We start from the raw sequence: 14,932 nt of genomic DNA on the forward strand, positions 1-14,932 counted from the left end.
CGGCGCGACGGCAGCCGTGGGACGACGACCTCGCGCGCACGGCCCAGCCGGACGCGGACGGCGGCGCGCGCCAGGCGGCGCAACGGCCGCACGATCGTCCGCGCCAGGAACAGCGACAGGAAGATTGATACCAGGGTGACGATCGCCAGCACGACTCCCAGCCGGAAACGTTCCAGCCGCACCGTCTGGGTCACGTCGCGGGCATTGACCGTCGTCATCACGACCTCGCCGTCGCCAAGACCCGCCGCTGCAGTGATGACGGGCGTACGATCCGGCGCACGCCATACTGTTGCCGGCGCGACTTGAGCGGTGCGGGCTGTGCGCACGTCGGGCCATTCGCTGCCGGCCTTGCGCTCGCGATATAGCGGCGCGCGCGGGGCGTTGACCACGGTGTCGATGATCGCATCCAAAAAGCGCGCCGCTTGCAGGCCCCAACCTTCCTTATTCGGGTCGACCAGCACGAAATTGCGCAGGCCCATCGCGCGGGTATCGGCGATCGGCATACCGTCGGCGGCGAACAGCCGGATGCGCGTGTCGGTATCGCGGGCGAGGCGTAGCGCCAGGTCGTTGCGGTGATCGGCTGGCGTCGACACCATCGCCGCCGCGATCAGCCGCACTTCGCGGCTCGCCTGAGCGGTGCGGTTGTCGAGGATCCGCGTCCGATACGAATCGAGGTAGAAGAACCCGCCCGCGAGCAGCGCCAGCGCGAAGATATTGAGCGCGAGAATGCGCGCGGTGAGCGAAATCCGACCCGACCATTTCAGTGTCAGGTCACGGCCTTCACCCTCCGCCTCATTCCTCCGAGAAGCGGTAGCCGGCGCCATAGAGCGTTTCGATCGCATCGAATTCGGCATCGACCTCGCGGAACTTGCGCCGGACGCGCTTGATGTGACTGTCGATCGTGCGGTCGTCGACATAGATGTCGTCCTGATAGGCCGCATCCATCAGCTGATTGCGCGTCTTGACCACGCCCGGCCGCTGCGCAAGCGCCTCGAGGATCAGGAATTCGGTCACGGTCAACGTCACATTGTCGCCAGCCCAGGTCACGCGGTGCCGCGCCGGGTCCATCTGCAGCCGGCCGCGGTCGATCGCGGTTTCGGCCGGCGGCTCGTCGCTGCCGGGACTGGCGTGGCTCAGTTCGGTGCGGCGCAGGATCGCGCGGATGCGGGCGATCAACAGGCGCTGGCTGAACGGCTTGGCGATATAATCGTCCGCGCCCATTGCGAGGCCCAGCGCCTCGTCGAGCTCGTCATCCTTGCTGGTCAGGAAGATGACCGGGATCTGGTTCTTCTCGCGCAGCCGCCGCAACAGCTCCAGCCCGTCCATCCGCGGCATCTTCACGTCGAAGATCGCCAGGTCCGGCGGATTGTCGACCAGCGCCTTCAACGCGGTCTCGCCGTCCGAATAGACCCGCGTCAGAAAACCCTCGGCCTGCAGCGCGATCGACACCGAGGTCAGGATGTTGCGATCGTCATCGACGAGCGCGATGGTGGCCGTCATCGTCCGGGCATATCCGATATCATGGTCCAGCAACGCCTAGGCGAAACCTTTGCGCCGGTAAACCATTGGCCCATTTGACGGGCGCATGGCGCGGCTCTATGCGCCCGTCTTATCGAGGATGCATACGTATGCGGGATCAACCCGCAACGTTCTATATTCGGAGGAAGAATGATCGATCGAGTCCCGACGCAGGGGCTGGACGCGCAGAATATCGCCACTGCCGCCAAGCTTTACTGGAATCTCGAAACGGCTCCGCTCGTCGAGCAGGCCATCGCACGCGGAGAAGGTCATCTCGCCGCAGACGGACCGCTGGTAGTCGCCACCGGTCGCCACACCGGACGCTCGGCGCAGGATAAGTTCATCGTCCGCGATGCCGAAACCGAGTCGACCGTGTGGTGGGGCAAGACCAACAAGGCGATGAGCCCTGACGCGTTCGCCGCGCTCAAGGCGGATTTCCTCGCCGAACTGGCGAACCGGGATACGTTGTTCGTCCAGGATCTGTACGGCGGATCGCAGCCGTCGAACCGCGTCAACGTGCGCGTCATCACGCAATATGCCTGGCACAGTCTGTTCATCCGCACGATGCTGGTCCGTCCGGCGGCGCACGAACTCGCCGGCTTTTCCGCCGATTATACGATCATCGATTTGCCGAGCTTCCGCGCCGATCCCGAGCGCCATGGCTGCCGCACGGAAACGGTGATCGCGGTCAATTTCAGCGAGAAACTGATCCTGATCGGCGGCACCGAATATGCCGGCGAGATGAAGAAGTCGGTGTTCGGGCTGTTGAACTATTTGCTGCCGGTCAAGGGCATCATGCCGATGCATTGTTCGGCCAATATCGGACCGGAAGGCGGCTCGGCGGTGTTTTTCGGCCTGTCGGGCACGGGCAAGACGACCTTGTCCGCGGACGCCAGCCGCACGCTGATCGGCGACGACGAGCATGGCTGGTCGGACGATGCCGTGTTCAATTTCGAAGGCGGTTGCTACGCCAAGATGATACGGCTGTCGGCCGAAGCCGAGCCGGAAATCTACGCCACCACGAAACGCTTCGGCACGGTGCTCGAGAATGTCGTGATGGATCCGGAGACGCGGATCCTCGACCTCGACGACAACAGCCTCGCCGAGAATTCGCGCGGCGCGTACCCGATCGACTTCATCCCCAATGCCTCGGCTGCCAACATGGGGCCGGTGCCGCGCAACATCGTAATGCTGACTGCCGACGCGTTCGGCGTGTTGCCGCCGATCGCCAAGCTCACGCCGGACCAGGCGATGTACCACTTCCTGTCGGGTTACACCGCCAAGGTTGCGGGCACCGAGATCGGCGTGACCGAGCCAGAAGCGACCTTCTCGACCTGTTTCGGCGCGCCGTTCATGCCGCGCCACCCATCGGTCTACGGCAATCTGCTCAAGGAGCGGATCGCCAAGGGGGGCGTCGATTGCTGGCTGGTCAATACGGGCTGGACCGGCGGCAAATACGGCGTCGGCAAGCGCATGCCGATCAAGGCGACGCGCGCATTGCTCAACGCCGCGCTCGATGGCAGCTTGAACGACGCCGAGTTCCGCACCGATCCCAATTTCGGTTTCCAGGTGCCGGTCGCGGTACCGGGAGTCGACAGCGCGATCCTCGATCCGCGCGAGACCTGGGCGAACAAGGCCGAGTACGACGCGACGGCGGCGAAGTTGGTCGATCTGTTCGTCGAGAATTTTGCGCAATTTGCGGATCATGTCGACGAAGGGGTGCGACAATCCGCGCCCCGAACTCCCGCCACCGCAGAATAGGGCTCGGCATTCGGTCGGGCCTCCCCAAAGGAAGCCCGACCAATGACCGACCATGAGATCCGATTCTTTGTCGATGATGCCGCCGTCCGCCATGTGGGGAAGGGCCTGCTCGCGCGCACGCTTCCCAAAGCCGAATGGACGCATGAGGCGCATCTCGCCGCCTGCCTTTGGTTGCTGACCGAGCGGCCCGATATCCTTGTCGAGCGCGACCTGCCCGCGATCATCTCCGACTATAACGAAGCAGTCGGCGGGGTGAATGACGCCATGCAGGGCTATCATCATACAATCACGCTGACATATGTTGCCGCGATACGCGGCTTCCTCGCGGCAATTTGCGACGACCTGCCATTGGCGGAAAAGGTCAATGCGCTCCTCGCTGCACCCGAAGGGCGGCGCGATTGGGCGCTCACACTCTATTCGCGCGACCGCTTGTTCTCGGTGCAGGCCCGGCTCGGCTATCTGCCGCCCGATCTGGCTTCCTGACCAGACCGCAACCGCGTATCTGACGGAGAGCTGGAGTCGTTTCGCCTCCGGTCCCAGTGAAAGGAATTCCCATGTCGTTGCTCGATGGCATTCTCTCGCAAGTCAGCGGAAACGCCGACGTCCAGAACCTCGCCGCCAAGGTCGGGATCACGCCCGAGCAGGCCGAGAGCGCAATCATGGCGCTGGCCAAGTCGCACACCGACCCAGGTGACACAGTTGAGGGCGCGGCGGCATCGACCGGCCTGGGCTCTGACGTGCTGAGCCAGATCGTCGGCCATATCGGCGGCGAAGGCTCGCTCGGTCAGTTCGCGACGCTGATCAACGGCGCGGAGAATTCGGGTATTCTTGGTCAGCTCGGCGGCTTTGCCTCTGGTCTGTTCGGCGGCGGCAACAAGGCCTGATCGTTCGCCCTGAGCTTTTTTTGCTCAGGCGAGCTCGACCGACAAGACGCTCCCGGTGGCGCCCGTGATCCGCACGAGCGCCCCGGCGGGCGCATCGGGTCCCGTTGCGCTCCAGGCGCCATCACCCACTTTGACACGGCCTTCGCCGGCGACGATCGCCTCGCACACCTCGACGGTCTTGCCGATCAGTTTGGCGGTGCGGTCGTTCAATCCGTGCGAAGGGCTGGCCAAGCGGTCGCGATGATACCATCGCCGGCCGATCGCGACGGCCGCCGCGCTGAACGCCGCGAACAACAAGGCCTGTACGATCCAGCCCAGTCCCGGGATCGCCAGCACGACGAACCCTGTCAGCGCCGCGCCGGCGGCGATGAAGATCATGAAGAACCCCGGCGCGATCAGTTCCGCGATCGCCAGCGCCAGTGCGGCGGCGAGCCACAAGGCGCCCAGACTCCACTCCAATCCGAACAGCGTCATGATGATATCCTATCGTGTCCGCGGCACCGAAACATTGCCCGGTGAGCCGCCGTCTCCGCCCAGCGCGTCGCGCGCCAATTCGCCGATGCCGCCCAACGTGCCCATCAATTGCGTCGCTTCGACCGGGAACAGGATCGTCTTGGCATTGGGTGAAGTCGCGAACAGCCCGATCGCCTCGACATATTTCTGCGCGATGAAATAGTTGATCGCTTGGGTGCTGCCACCCTCGATCGCGTCCGACACCATCTTGGTCGCGGTGGCTTCGGCCTGGGCGGAGCGCTCGCGCGCCTCGGCGTCGCGGAACGCGGCTTCCTTGCGGCCCTCGGCCTCCAGGATCTGCGCCTGCTTCTGACCCTCCGCGCGGTTGATCTCGTTCTGCCGCGCTGCTTCGGATTCGAGGATGGTCGCGCGCTTTTCGCGCTCTGCCTTCATCTGGCGAGTCATGGCGTTGACGATGTCGGCGGGCGGGCGGATGTCCTTCAGCTCGACACGGGTAATCTTGACGCCCCAGGCTTCGGTCGCGTGATCAACCACCGACAGTAGGCGGGCGTTGATCTCGTCGCGCTTGGACAGCAATTCGTCGAGGTCCATCGAGCCCATCACGGTGCGCAAATTGGTCGTCGCTAGCTGCATGATCGCGACATAGAGGTCGCTGACTTCATACGCGGCCTTCGCCGCGTCGAGCACCTGGAAGAATACCACCCCGTCGACCGCGACCATGGCATTGTCCTTGGTGATGATCTCCTGGCCCGGAATATCGAGCACCTGCTCCATCATGTTCACGCGGCGGCCAATGCGGTCGAACATCGGCGTGATGAAGGTCAGGCCGGGTTGGGCGACATAGGTGAACTTGCCAAAGCGCTCGACGGTATATTGATAGCCTTGCCGTACGACCTTGATCGCGCTGAGAATGTAAATCAGTACGACGACCGCGACCAGCAATCCGATAATGGCACCCATCAGCGCTCCCCCAAATGCCCCTTCGGCCAACCGCCGAACTCGTTGCGATAGTAGCAGATCGTGGGCGCCAATATAGCGAAATGCGACTAGCTCTCCGCGCCCCTAGCTAATCCGGCGGCCCGCGTTTACATGGACCGCCAACCCTCGATTCGAGAGATTGGCACTCCCCATGAATATCCGCCTCGGCCTGACCTTTGACGACGTATTGCTCGTACCCGGGGAGTCCGACGTGTTGCCGAGCGGTGCGGACACCAGCACCCGCCTGACCCGCGGCATCGCGCTGTCGATCCCGATCCTGTCCTCGGCGATGGATACCGTGACCGAAGCGGACATGGCGATCGTGATGGCGCAATTGGGCGGGATCGGCGTGCTTCACCGCAATTTGTCGGTCGAGGAACAGGTCGCCGCGGTGCGTGCGGTCAAGCGCTTCGAAAGCGGCATGGTGGTCAATCCGATCACCATCGCGCCCAACGCAACGCTGGCCGAGGCGCAGGCGCTGATGTCGCACCACCGCATCAGCGGCATTCCGGTGACCGAAGCCGACGGCAAATTGGTCGGTATCCTGACCAATCGCGACGTGCGCTTCGCAGGCAATCCCAAACAGCCCGTTTCCGAGCTGATGACCAAGGATAATCTGGCGACAGCGTCGATCGGCGTCCGTCACGAAGAGGCTCGGCACCTGCTTCACCAGCGCCGGATCGAAAAGCTGCTGGTAGTCGACGACGATTACAAATGCGTCGGACTGATCACCGTCAAGGATATCGAGAAGGCGGTCACTTATCCCGACGCGACCAAGGATGAAGCCGGCCGGCTGCGCGTCGCCGCCGCGACCACGGTCGGGGACAAGGGGTTCGAGCGCACCGCGGCTTTGGTCGACGCCGAGCTCGATTTGGTGGTGATCGATACCGCCCATGGCCATAACAAGGACGTCGCCCGCGCGGTCGAACGCGTGAAGAAATTGTCGAACTCGGTCCAGGTCATCGCCGGCAATGTCGCGACCGCCGAAGCGACGCGCGCGCTGATCGATGCCGGCGCCGACGGGATCAAGGTCGGCATCGGGCCGGGATCGATCTGCACCACGCGCGTGGTCGCCGGTGTCGGCGTGCCGCAGCTGACCGCGGTGATGGATTGCGCCGAGGAAGCGGCGAAGGCTGGTGTCCCGGTCATCGCCGATGGGGGCATCCGCACCTCGGGCGACATGGCCAAGGCGCTGGCGGCGGGCGCGTCGACCTGCATGATCGGGTCTTTGCTCGCCGGCACCGAAGAAGCGCCGGGCGACACCTTCCTGTACCAGGGCCGCGCCTATAAATCCTATCGCGGCATGGGTTCGGTCGGCGCGATGGGCCGCGGATCGGCGGATCGCTATTTCCAGGGCGATATCAAGGACCAGATGAAGCTGGTGCCCGAAGGCATTGAGGGCCAAGTCGCGTTCAAGGGGCCGGCGCGCGACGTAATCCATCAACTGGTCGGCGGCATCCGCGCGGCGATGGGCTATACGGGGTCGCGCACCATCGCCGATCTGCAGAAGCGCGCGCAGTTCGTTCAGATCACCGGCGCGGGCTTGCAGGAAAGCCATGTCCACGACGTGACGATCACGCGCGAGGCGCCGAATTACCCGACCCGATGACGCCGGGTGCACGCCTGGCGGCGGCGATCGAGTTGCTCGACGCCGTCATCGCCGCCGCGCGCGAAGGCGGCGCGGCCGCGGATACGCTGATCGCCCGTTATTTCGCGACGCGGCGCTATGCCGGATCGAAGGACCGCCGCGCGGTACGCGAGTTGGTCTATGAAGCCATTCGCCGCTTCGGCGAGCCGCCTCCCACGGGACGCGCCGCGATGGTCGCGCTGGCCGAGATCGATCCTGGGGTTGCCGCGCTGTTCGACGGCTCGGCGCATGCCCCGCCGGCGATCGATCCCGACGAACCCCGCGCGGTCGAAGCGCGCGTGCCCGGCTGGCTGGGTCGGCGATTGGTGGAATCTGGGCTGGACCCGGCCGACATCGCCAGCCTGATCGATCGCGCGCCGCTCGATCTGCGCGTCAACCGCTTGCGCGCGACGGCAGGCGAGTTGGCCGGCCAGTTCGCCGAGGCGCGCTTGGTCGACGGCGCGCCCGATGCGTTGCGTCTGCCGACCGGAACCATGGTCGACCAGATGCCGGCGTGGCAGGACGGCCTGATCGAGATCCAGGACGTCGGCAGCCAGATCGTCGCCGCGGCTGCGCGCGTAGAGCCTGGCATGCACGTGATCGACCTGTGCGCAGGCGGAGGCGGCAAGGCACTGACGCTGGCCGCGGCGATGGACAATCATGGGGTGGTGCTCGCGACCGATGTCGATCGCACTCGATTGTCGCGCCTCGCGCCCCGCGCCGAGCGTGCGGGCGCGACGATCATCGAGACGCGGTTGCTCGACGGCGACCGCGAAGCCGCCGCGCTGGAGGACTGGAACGATCGCGCCGATGTCGTGCTGATCGACGCGCCCTGCTCGGGCACCGGCACGTGGCGACGCAACCCGGAAGCGCGCTGGCGCTTGAGCCCGCCGCGCATAGCCCGGCTGGTCGCGACGCAATCGCGGCTGCTCGATCTCGGGGCGACGCTCGTCCGCCCCGGCGGCGCGCTGGTCTATATCGTCTGCTCGCTGCTCGACGCGGAAGGGGCGGGGCAGGTCGATCGCTTCCTTGCGGATCACCCCGGCTGGACCGCCGAAGCACCGATCGCGCAGGGTCGGGCACGCGGCGTCGGCAAGCGGCTGACCCCGGCGCACGACGCGACCGACGGCTTTTTTGTCGCGCGGCTGATCCGGCCATGCTAGCCGGTGGCATTGTGCCCCGTGTGGAGACGATCATGCGTTTTTCGCCCGTAGCGCTCGCAATCGCCTTGGCGGGATTGAGCGTTTCGACATCCTTGCAAGGCCAGCGCGCCGATGCGCAAATCGACCCGCGGTCGATGGCATTGCTGATGCAAGGTCGCGCGGCGGCCGCATCGGGGAACCTCAATGGCGCCACCGACCTGATCGAGACCGCGCTGGCGGTCGACCCGCGCAATCGCGCCGCGTTCCTGGAACTCGCGACGGTCGCGACGCGCCAGGGTCTGCCGGGCAAGGCGATCCGCTTGTACCGCGAGGCGCTGACGATCGAGCCCAATGATGTGACCGCATTGCGTGGTCAGGGCGAGGCGCTCGTCGCCAAGGGTGCGATGGAAGCCGCGCGCGAGAATCTGACGCGGATCAAGACATTGTGCGGGAAGAAGCCGTGCCCGGACGCGACGACATTGGCCTCGGCGATTGCCAAGGGCCCGCCGCCGAGCGTGGAGGTGGCGACCAAGGTGCCGGACAAGCCGGACGCGGAGAAGAAGTAGGGCATCGCTAAAGCCCTCTTCCGCAAGCCGGAGAGGGATTTCGCGTTCAGGAGAGGCGTCGCGCGAGCGCGACGAATTCCGCGACCGATACCGTTTCTGCCCGGCGTGCTGGGTCAATGCCGACCTGTTCGAGCGCCTCCAATGCGCCCGACACGCCCTTCAGGCTCTGCCGCAACATCTTTCGACGCTGGCCGAATGCCGCCGCGGTCAGGCGTTCGAGCTTGACGAACGCGACGCCGTCAGGCTGCTCGCCAGGTACGATATGCACCACCGCCGACATCACCTTGGGTGGCGGCGTGAAGGCCGAGCGATGGACGTTCATCGCTATCCGCGCAGACGACCGCCACTGCGCGAGTACGGCAAGCCGGCCGTAGGCGTCGCTGTCGGTGGCGGCGACGATGCGTTCGGCAACCTCGCGCTGGAACATCAGCGTCAGGCTTTGCCACCATGGCTGCCAATCGGCGGACAGCCAGCGGACGAGCAAGGCGGTGCCGACATTATAGGGCAGGTTGGAAACGATGTGCGGCCGACCCGCGAACAGCGCCGGCGCGTCGACCTCGAGCGCATCGCCCTCGATCACCCTGAGCTTGCCCGGATAAGCGGCTTCGAGTTCGGCCAATGCTGGCAGGCAGCGCCGGTCGCGTTCGATCGCCGTGACGCGGGCTCCGGCGGCGAGCAGTGCGCGGGTCAGGCCGCCGGGACCGGGGCCGACTTCGAGTATTTCGGCATCGGTCAGGTCGCCGGGGATCGCCGCGATCCGCGCGAGCAACTGGCCGTCGAACAGGAAGTTCTGGCCGAGTGCCTTCGATGCCGACAGGCCATGGCGCGCGATGACCTCGCGCAGCGGCGGAAGATCGGAGGTCACGCCGCGACGAGCGCGTCGGCGCGGCGCTGGGCGGCTTCGGCGGCGAGGCGTAGAGCGGCGATCATCGCGCCCGGTTCGGCGCGGTTTTGGCCGGCAATGCCGAATGCCGTGCCGTGATCGGGCGACGCGCGGACGATGGGCAAGCCAAGTGTGATGTTGACGCCTTCGTCGAAATGCAGCGTCTTGAGCGGCACCAGCGCCTGATCGTGATAGCAGCAGATCGCCGCATCATAGGTTGCGCGCGCGCGCGCGTGGAACATCGTATCGGCCGCCATCGGGCCGGTCGCGTCGATTCCCTGCGCCACCAGCGCTTCGACCGCCGGGACGATCAGGTCGATCTCTTCGCGGCCGATCGCGCCTTGTTCGCCGGCATGCGGGTTGAGGCCGGCAAAGGCCAATCTTGGGCTGGCGATGCCGAAGTCGCGCACCAGCGCCCGGGCAGTGACCAGTGCCTTTGCCACGAGCAGCCCGGTGGTGATCAGGCCAGGCACCTCGCTGAGCGGGACATGGGTCGTCACCGGCACCACGCGCAAGGTAGGGCCGGCGAGCATCATCACGGTCGTGCTGGCGGCGACGCCGACACGCTCGGCGACGAATTCGGTCTGGCCGGGATGGGTGAAGCCGATCTGATAGAGTTGTGCCTTCGATACCGGGCCCGTGACCAGCGCACCGGCGGCGCCCGATCGCGTCAGTCCGGTTGCCAGTTCAAGCGAATGCAGCGCACAGCGCGCACCCTCCAGGTCCGGGCGGCCGGGAACGATCTCTCCGCCGTCTTCCACGCTGAGCACGGGCAAAGCGTCGTCGAATGCGGCAAAGGCGCCGCTGGGCGAATCGATATGCGCGACCGGGCCGTCCCAGACGCGGGCGATCGCGCGTACGTCGCCGACCGCGAAAAACGGCAGCAACCGCTCCTCGCGCCGGCGCGCCCAAGCCTTGGCAATGATCTCCGGACCGACCCCGGCCGGGTCGCCCATCGCGACTGCCAGCGGGGGGAGGGAAGTCATCTCAATGCTCAACGGTACTCGACGATGGCATCGCGCCTGAGGTCGCGCAGGATCTTCTGCGCGCGCTTGTTCACGCGTTCTTGCTCCATCTGATATTGCAGATCGGCTGCGTTGGGCAGGTTAGGAGCCTTGGCATCGTCGCGCCCGCACAGCACGAGGACGCTGACGCCTTCGGACGGCGACCCGAACGGTGGCGTCGCCTGACCGATTTGCATGCCCAGGACCATCTGCTGCAAGGCCTGCGGCAAATCGCGCACAGTCAGCGAATCGTTGTCGACGATTTCCGCGCCCATGCCCGCCGCCGCTTGGTTGGCGGCGCCGCAGCCATTGATTGCCTGGGTCGCCTTGGCGAACTCGGCAGCGCGGCCCTGCGCCTGTTCCTGGGTCGTACCAGCCGGGAAGGTGATCTTGATCTGCTTCAGGCTGAGCTTGGCCGCGAGCGGATCGATCCCGAGCACCTGCCGCTTTTCCTGGAGGAACAGGATATCAAAACCGCCCGGAAGCTCGATCGGACCGGCAAGTTGTCCGGGCTGCATCTGCGACGCCGCGGTTGCGATTTCTGCGGGCAGCATCGCCGCCCGAACCCAGCCGAGATCGCCCCCGCTCGGACCCGTCGTGGTTTCGGACTGCGTCTGGGCGAAATATCGGAACGTCTGTTTGCCATCCTTCATCTGCTGCATCATGTTCTGCATGTTGGCGACGACGGCCTGCGGATTGGTCCCCGCGTTCTTGTAGATTTCGTAGAGGTGATATTCCTCCGTACCCTTGTCCTTGGTCATGCGGTCGAGGATCGATTGCACTTCCTCTTCGCTGACGTTCACGCGCGGTTCGACCGTGCGGCGCAGATAGCGCTGCCAGGCGAGCTCGCCTTCGATCTGCTTGCGCACCGAGCGTTCCGACGATCCGATCGAGCGCAGGAAGGCGGCGAACTTCTCCGGCGGCTGGTTGAAATTCTTGGCGACGCGGCCGAGCGCCTGGTCGATCTCCGCCGACGTGACCGTGATGTCGCTCGTCTTGGCTTCCTGGATCTGCAGCACTTCGTCGATCAGGCCGCGCAGCACCATCAGCCGCAGCTGGTCGCGCTCCTGGTCGTTGAGCTGATACTGATTGGCGGCGATGATCAGCGCCATCCGCTGGTCGACATCGGTGCCGGTGATCACCACGCCGTTGACGATGGCGGTCGGCTTGCGGACGTTGGGATCGAGCTTGCCGAAGATCTGGAGGTTCTCCGGAATATCCAGGCCGGTCTGCGGCACACTGCTGTCGGGCACGGTCTGGGCGATCGAGGCACCGCTCGCCGCCATCATCGCGCCGGCACCAAGCGCAAGCGCGATGCGCGCCGAAGTCGAGAAAATTTTCACCTGAAAGAAACCCCATGAACAACCGGGCGCACCCGACAAACCGTTTACGCCTGCCCGATTTCGCATGAACGCATGCTTACGGCGCATAGCCATAACCGGCAATACCCTGGACGGAGCGGATTTTGGTGCAGGGCTAGGAACGAGGAGGGAGCGATGCATTATGCATCGTGACCGACGAGCGACGATGAACAGGTCGCCGTGTCCCCCGGACACGGCTAAAACTGCCGGGGGCAGTTTTACCTGTTCATCATGCGCCAAAATCCGCCCGCCGCTTCGCGGTTGCGCTGGGAGGCGCACCGGCGTCGTCGCTTGCTTGCGCGTAGCTATCAGCTACGCGACTGCGCCGCGCTCCTAGCCAGCACGCCTCCCAGCGCAATCCAGGGCGTTGCCGGTTATGGCTATGCGCCTTATCGACCCAAATTCTTGAATGCCAGCGTCAACAGGAAGCTGTTACCCGCCTTGGCGTCGCCAGTATTTTGATAGTCGCGGCGCCAAGTGAGGCCGAGGCGGAGGCAATCGTCCTCATATTGCACCCCCAGCCGATGACGGATCGGGTCGAAGCCGTCGGCGTTCAGCAGCTGCGGATCCTCGTTCTTGTCGGTCAGGTCGATCGTTGCCGACCCGAAGATCGACCAGAAGCGCGCGAACCCGACCCGTCCGCCGACGCGAAGCTCCTCGCTGTCGCGCAAATCCTCGAGCGTCGGGCTGATGTTGCGATTGAGGCGGAGGTATCCGACCAGCAAATAGGTGCGCTTGTTGCCCACCGTGGCATCTATCTCGTTGCGGCGGATCGCGAAATTGTCCTTGTCCAGCCGGTAGCGGTGGACGATCGAGACGAAGTCGCGAACGCGAACTTCGGTGCGCCCGACGATATCCGACCAGCGATCGGTGAGGCCGGTACCGTCCGGGAAGATGGTCGGCTGGGTCGACAGGCGATAGCTCTGGCCGATCGTCGCGCTGATCGCGATCCCCGGCAGATCGAGCGCATAGTCGACGCCATAAGTGAAGCGCGTCGAATCTTCCCAGCGGTCGTAGCCGGGGAAACGATTGAGCGCGAAGAGATTGGAATCCTCGAGGTCGACCGCGCGGGCATCTTCGTTGGGAACGAGCAGGTTGGCGGTGGGCGGCGAGGCGACGATCTGAAAGCGCGGCGTCACCCGCTGCGTGCCGCCCATGAATTGGCCGATCAGCGGCCATTTCACGTCGAGCGCGAGCGCCGCGATCCCGCGCGTATGGAAACCACTGGCGCCCCGATAGCTGATGACCGAAGTCGCGACGGTATCGCTGGCGTTGTAAGCATCGCCGCGCAGATAGGCGGTCAGCGTCACTTCCTGCCCCCAAGGAGTGATCCGGCGCAAATCCCATTGCGCGCTGACAAAGGCGCGCTGGGTATCCTGACCGGCCGTCCGCGCGATGCTGAGCGTATTGACTTGCAGGTTGATGCGCCCGCCCAGGACGTCGTCGATCCGGCGGCGATAGTCGAATTCCGGCAAGGCAATCGGCTGCAGTCCCTGCCGGTCAGTGATGATATTCTGCCCACTTTGCGTGGTCGAGAGCCGAAGCGTTTGCACCGCCCAACCGTTGATCGCGAAATAGCTGTTGGCGTCGATTCGTTCGACACTGAAGGTCGAGCGCAGCCGGTCGTCGTTGGAAATCTCGTAGCGGCGCAGGAAGGTTCTGTCGGTGGTCAGGCGCAGCGAGCCTGACACCGACCAATGGGGATCGAGCTGGTATCGCGCAACGCCGTCCAGATATCCGCGGAAAGCGGTTTCGGTCGTTATCGGGGCCGACGACGTCGCGAGCAGATCGCTCTGCGGCGACACCGTGGCGTAACCGGTAACCTTGAACGCGCCCTTGGTCGACAATTGCTCATATTCGGCCTGGATCATCGGCGCGACGCTGGTGAACAGGCGCGGTGTGATGGTCAGGCCCTTATTGTCGGCGAGCCGGAAATAATAAGGAACGCCGACCTCGAACCCGTTGGTGCGGCTATAGCGGATATCCGGGCTGAGAATCCCGCTTTGCGCACCGTTGCCGACTGGCGTCGACAATTTGGGCAGCGGAACGGTGGCGAAGCCGAACAGGTTGAAGCGCGCGCCAGTGAAATAGATGCGCTCGCGATCGGGGCGATAGACGACCTTGACCGCGGTGACCTTCCACGACGGTTCCTTGGGACACCCGCCGGAATCGGTCACCGAACAGGGTGTATAAGCGGCCTGGCGCAAGGTGACGACGCCGCTCTCGCTACGCTCGCCCTTGACCGCGGCCAGCCGCCCGCCCTGTTCGAGCACAACGAGCATATTGTCGACGACGCCGTCCTTGAGCGTATCGGTCAGGTCGATCTTGTCGCCATAGGCGGTGTCGCCCTGGGGATTGGTGACCGCGATGTTGCCGATCGCCGTCACCTTGCCCGTCTTGCGGTTCCAGACCACCTTGTCGGCGCGCAATTTGTCGCCCGTGCGGTACATGCGGACGTCGCCGGTCGCCGTTACGATCTCCGTGTCGGTATCGTATTGTAGCGTGGTGGCCGAGAACTGAACTTGATCGGGATCCGTTGCCGCCGGCGTATCGGGCGCCGGCGGTGGCAACTCGACCGGGCGATCCTGAAGATCCTGCGCGCAAGCCGGTGTGGCGGCCGTAAGCGCGAGAAGAATCGCCGAGCCGGCCAGAAATGCGGAACGCGTGACGATCACCAAACACCCTTTTTCCGGCGACGGTCCCTGACTGCCGGGCCGCCGGTATCGCATCCATG

The 14,932-nt window shown here is 65.0% G+C and carries 14 protein-coding genes; 6 read left to right on the forward strand and 8 right to left on the reverse strand.

The window, feature by feature from the left end:
* Together SAS01S_RS05470 and SAS01S_RS05475 are read right to left on the reverse strand one after the other, a co-directional pair.
* The coding region (locus SAS01S_RS05470; protein WP_157082676.1) for a sensor N-terminal transmembrane domain-containing protein at positions 1 to 824 on the reverse strand (824 nt) is incomplete at its 3' end.
* Entirely contained in the window at positions 793 to 1,500 is a 708-nt protein-coding gene (locus SAS01S_RS05475; RefSeq protein WP_066806131.1) for a response regulator transcription factor, read from the reverse strand. The genes SAS01S_RS05470 and SAS01S_RS05475, both read right to left, overlap by 32 nt.
* 168 nt (positions 1,501 to 1,668) lie before the next feature.
* Here SAS01S_RS05475 and SAS01S_RS05480 point away from each other — a divergent pair, with 168 nt between their 5' ends.
* The 3 genes from SAS01S_RS05480 to SAS01S_RS05490 all read left to right on the forward strand — a co-directional run bounded on the left by SAS01S_RS05480 (position 1,669) and on the right by SAS01S_RS05490 (position 4,163).
* Positions 1,669 to 3,279, forward strand: a complete 1,611-nt coding sequence (locus tag SAS01S_RS05480) for a phosphoenolpyruvate carboxykinase (RefSeq protein ID WP_066806007.1) — start codon at positions 1,669 to 1,671, stop codon at positions 3,277 to 3,279.
* A gap of 42 nt (positions 3,280 to 3,321) precedes the next feature.
* Entirely contained in the window at positions 3,322 to 3,762 is a 441-nt protein-coding gene (locus tag SAS01S_RS05485) for a hypothetical protein (RefSeq protein ID WP_066806009.1), read from the forward strand.
* A gap of 71 nt (positions 3,763 to 3,833) precedes the next feature.
* The gene (locus SAS01S_RS05490) at positions 3,834 to 4,163 is read left to right on the forward strand and encodes a hypothetical protein (protein WP_066806011.1); all 330 of its coding nucleotides are present in this window, start codon (positions 3,834 to 3,836) and stop codon (positions 4,161 to 4,163) included.
* 24 nt (positions 4,164 to 4,187) lie between these two features.
* On the opposite strand, the gene SAS01S_RS05495 is transcribed toward SAS01S_RS05490, so the two are convergent.
* Together SAS01S_RS05495 and SAS01S_RS05500 are read right to left on the reverse strand one after the other, a co-directional pair.
* Entirely contained in the window at positions 4,188 to 4,637 is a 450-nt protein-coding gene (locus SAS01S_RS05495; RefSeq protein WP_066806013.1) for an NfeD family protein, read from the reverse strand.
* 9 nt (positions 4,638 to 4,646) lie between these two features.
* Positions 4,647 to 5,597 (reverse strand): SPFH domain-containing protein, encoded by a 951-nt coding sequence (locus SAS01S_RS05500; protein ID WP_066806016.1) that lies wholly within the window; start codon positions 5,595 to 5,597, stop codon positions 4,647 to 4,649.
* Between the two features lie 169 nt (positions 5,598 to 5,766).
* Here SAS01S_RS05500 and guaB point away from each other — a divergent pair, with 169 nt between their 5' ends.
* Genes guaB through SAS01S_RS05515 form a run of 3 tightly spaced genes read left to right on the forward strand, consistent with a single transcriptional unit; the run spans position 5,767 to position 8,950 of the window.
* Entirely contained in the window at positions 5,767 to 7,224 is a 1,458-nt protein-coding gene (gene guaB / locus SAS01S_RS05505) for an IMP dehydrogenase (RefSeq protein ID WP_066806019.1), read from the forward strand.
* Positions 7,221 to 8,405: an RsmB/NOP family class I SAM-dependent RNA methyltransferase gene (locus SAS01S_RS05510; protein WP_066806021.1), complete on the forward strand. Its 1,185-nt coding sequence runs from the start codon at positions 7,221 to 7,223 to the stop codon at positions 8,403 to 8,405. The genes guaB and SAS01S_RS05510 overlap by 4 nt, the downstream gene beginning before the upstream one ends.
* 32 nt (positions 8,406 to 8,437) lie before the next feature.
* On the forward strand, positions 8,438 to 8,950 hold the full coding sequence (locus tag SAS01S_RS05515; RefSeq protein WP_066806133.1) for a tetratricopeptide repeat protein: 513 nt from the start codon (positions 8,438 to 8,440) through the stop codon (positions 8,948 to 8,950).
* Between the two features lie 46 nt (positions 8,951 to 8,996).
* Here SAS01S_RS05515 and rsmA read toward each other — a convergent pair whose 3' ends face one another.
* The 4 genes from rsmA to SAS01S_RS05535 form a co-directional block, all read right to left on the reverse strand.
* Entirely contained in the window at positions 8,997 to 9,815 is an 819-nt protein-coding gene (gene rsmA / locus SAS01S_RS05520) for a 16S rRNA (adenine(1518)-N(6)/adenine(1519)-N(6))-dimethyltransferase RsmA (RefSeq protein WP_066806022.1), read from the reverse strand.
* Complete coding sequence (pdxA, locus tag SAS01S_RS05525; protein ID WP_084238558.1) at positions 9,812 to 10,819, reverse strand: 4-hydroxythreonine-4-phosphate dehydrogenase PdxA; 1,008 nt, start codon at positions 10,817 to 10,819, stop codon at positions 9,812 to 9,814. Before pdxA ends, rsmA begins: the two co-directional genes overlap by 4 nt.
* An 8-nt stretch (positions 10,820 to 10,827) precedes the next feature.
* Complete coding sequence (locus tag SAS01S_RS05530) at positions 10,828 to 12,180, reverse strand: peptidylprolyl isomerase (RefSeq protein ID WP_066806024.1); 1,353 nt, start codon at positions 12,178 to 12,180, stop codon at positions 10,828 to 10,830.
* A 407-nt stretch (positions 12,181 to 12,587) separates the two neighbouring features.
* Positions 12,588 to 14,873 carry an LPS-assembly protein LptD gene (locus SAS01S_RS05535; protein ID WP_245656759.1) on the reverse strand — a complete coding sequence of 762 codons (2,286 nt, stop codon included), beginning with the start codon at positions 14,871 to 14,873 and terminating at the stop codon, positions 12,588 to 12,590.
* Between the last annotated feature and the right edge of the window lie 59 nt (positions 14,874 to 14,932).

Source organism: Sphingomonas asaccharolytica NBRC 15499 (assembly GCF_001598355.1).
GTDB classification, from domain to species: domain Bacteria; phylum Pseudomonadota; class Alphaproteobacteria; order Sphingomonadales; family Sphingomonadaceae; genus Sphingomonas; species Sphingomonas asaccharolytica.